The sequence below is a fragment of the Kitasatospora sp. NPDC093558 genome (assembly GCF_040683475.1).
Lineage (GTDB): Bacteria > Actinomycetota > Actinomycetes > Streptomycetales > Streptomycetaceae > Kitasatospora.
On the sequence record NZ_JBFBDY010000871.1, the window covers coordinates 1 to 2,272 of the forward strand.

Sequence of the window (2,272 nt, forward strand, 5' to 3'; positions counted from 1 at the left end):
GGTTTGCCGAGGTGGTCGAGGACGAACGGCTGCTCCGGCAGGGCGCGCACCGTGTCGATGGCGGCGGGGAGTTGGTGGGCCCGGACGAGCAGGTCGTAGCAGAGCCCGGCGTCGCCGACCGCGCGCAGTCCGCGCCGGACGTCGGGGCGGGCGAGCCAGGCCGGGTCGGGTTCGCCCTGGACCAGGTGCCGGATGCCGACGAGCCGGTCGCCGCCCGGTCCCCGTCGCAGTTCGGCGAGGGTGTCGGCGATCCCGGGCGCGGTGAGGTCGGCCCAGCCGACGACGCCCGCGATCATGGGTTCGGCGGCGGCCAGGGCGAGGAATTCCCGGGTCTCCGCGACGTCCGGCAGGACCTGTACCAGGACGGTGCGGTCGATGCCGGTCGCCCGGGCGCGGGGGGCCAGGTCGGCCGGCCCGAAGTCGCGCCGGACGGCGGCCAGTTCCGGCGCGTCGAGCCAGGAGTGCGGGCGTCGGCCCAACTCCCATATGTGATGGTGCGCGTCGACTCTCACGCGCCTCGCTCCTCGGTCGGTGATGGACGGTCGGTGATGGCCGGGCTGTCAGGTGCGGAGGGGTCCGGCCGCGGTCCGGCCGCGGCCGGGAACTCCGCTCCTTCGGCCAGGTGGTCGCGCAGCCACCGTTCGGTGGTGTTGATGTGCAGCAGGGCGGCGGCCTGGGCGAGGTTCGGGTCTCGGGCGACGAGGGCGTCGAGGATCGCCTGGTGCTCGGTGATGGTCCGCCCGGCCGCGTCGGCGTCGGCCAGCCCGCGCCAGACCCGGGCCCGCAGGGTGCGCCCGGAGATGTGCTCCAGGAGGGTGGCCAGGGTCTCGTTGCCGGTGGCGCGGACGACCGCCTGGTGGAAGGCGGCGTCGTGCCGGGTCAGCAGCTCGATGTCGTCCCGTGCGTCCCGCATGGCCGCCAGGTGGCGTGCCACCTCGGCGAGGTCCTCGTCGGTGATGCGGGTGGCGGCCAGCGCGGTGGCGGCCGGCTCGAAGAGCCTGCGCACCTCGGTGAGTTCGAGGACGGTGTCGCCCTGGAGCAGTTCCACCGCGCCGCCGAGCCCTTCCAGCAGCAGACCGGGCGCCAGGCTGGTGACGTAGGTGCCGTCGCCGCGCCGGATCTCCAGGACCCGCGCGACGACGAGCGCCTTGACCGCCTCGCGCATCAGATTCCGGGACAGTCCGAGCTCGGCCGCGAGCTGCTGTTCGGGGGGCAGCTTCGAACCGGGGAGCAGTTCGCCGTCCCGGATCATCCGGCGGATGCGGGCGATGGCCTTGTCAGTGAGCGACACGGCGCCAACGTATCAGGTGATCCCATGTCTCGGAAGAGATCCACTGCCTTCTCCTTGCCGAACTCGGCCGCCCACCGGCCAGAATGCCGTCCACCCACCCGCGCCCTGGGCATCCCGATAGAGGCCCCACTCCGGATACATCCCATGTATCGGCCTGGAGGACGACCCGCGCGGGGCGGCTCATGACGCGGCGTACGCCGTTGCCTGGATGCCGTACAGCTCGGCGTAGCGCCCCCGCCGGGCCAGGAGTTCCTGGTGCGAGCCGACCTCTTCGAGGCGTCCCCGGTCGAGCACCAGGATGAGGTCCGCGCCGGTGACCGTCGAGAACCGGTGCGAGACGATGACCGTGATCGCCCCGGTGCGGGCGGCGAGTTCGTGGGCACGGGCCATCTGGCGCTGGAAGATCTCCTGTTCGCTGGGGGCGTCCAGGGAGGCCGTGGGCTCGTCCAGGACGACCAGCAGCGGCTCGCGGCGCATGGTCGCCCGCGCCAGCGCGCTCTTCTGCCACTGCCCCTCGGACAGGTCCACGCCGCCCAGCTCGCGGCCGAGCCGGGTGTCGACGCCCTGGGGCAGCCGGCTGACGAAGCCGGTGGCCTCCGCCTCGTGCAGCGCCTCGGCGATGCGCTCCCGGTCCTCCAGGTGCGGGAGGTCGCCGAGGCCGACGGTCTCGGAGAACACGGTGTGGTAGCGGCCGAAGTCCTGGAACGCCGCGCTGGTCCGGGCGTGCCAGCCCGCGCCGTCGAGCCGGGCGAGGTCCACCCCGTCGACCGTGATGCGGCCCGAGTCCGGCCGGTAGAACCGGTTGAGCAGCTTGACCAGGGTGGTCTTGCCGGAGCCGTACTCGCCGACGACGGCGACGACCGTCCCGGCCGGGATGGTGAGGCTCACGTCCTCCAGGGCGAACCGGTCGGTCCCGGGATACCGGTAGCTGACCCGGTCGAAGACGATGCCCTCGGTGAGGCGCGGCGGGGTCGCGAGCTC

Annotated in this window: 3 protein-coding genes; all 3 read right to left on the minus strand. The window is 73.3% G+C overall.

The annotated features are described in order from the left end of the window. Nucleotides 1-512: amidohydrolase family protein (locus tag AB0O00_RS36345; protein ID WP_363658978.1), on the minus strand; the 512-nt coding region annotated here is incomplete at its 3' end. Further along, nucleotides 509-1,291: a FadR/GntR family transcriptional regulator gene (locus AB0O00_RS36350; RefSeq protein ID WP_363658979.1), complete on the minus strand. Its 783-nt coding sequence runs from the start codon at nt 1,289-1,291 to the stop codon at nt 509-511. The genes AB0O00_RS36345 and AB0O00_RS36350, both read right to left, overlap by 4 nt. Nucleotides 1,292-1,471: 180 nt before the next feature. After that, nucleotides 1,472-2,272, minus strand: an 801-nt coding sequence (locus AB0O00_RS36355) for an ABC transporter ATP-binding protein (protein WP_363658980.1), incomplete at its 5' end; no start/stop codon positions are given.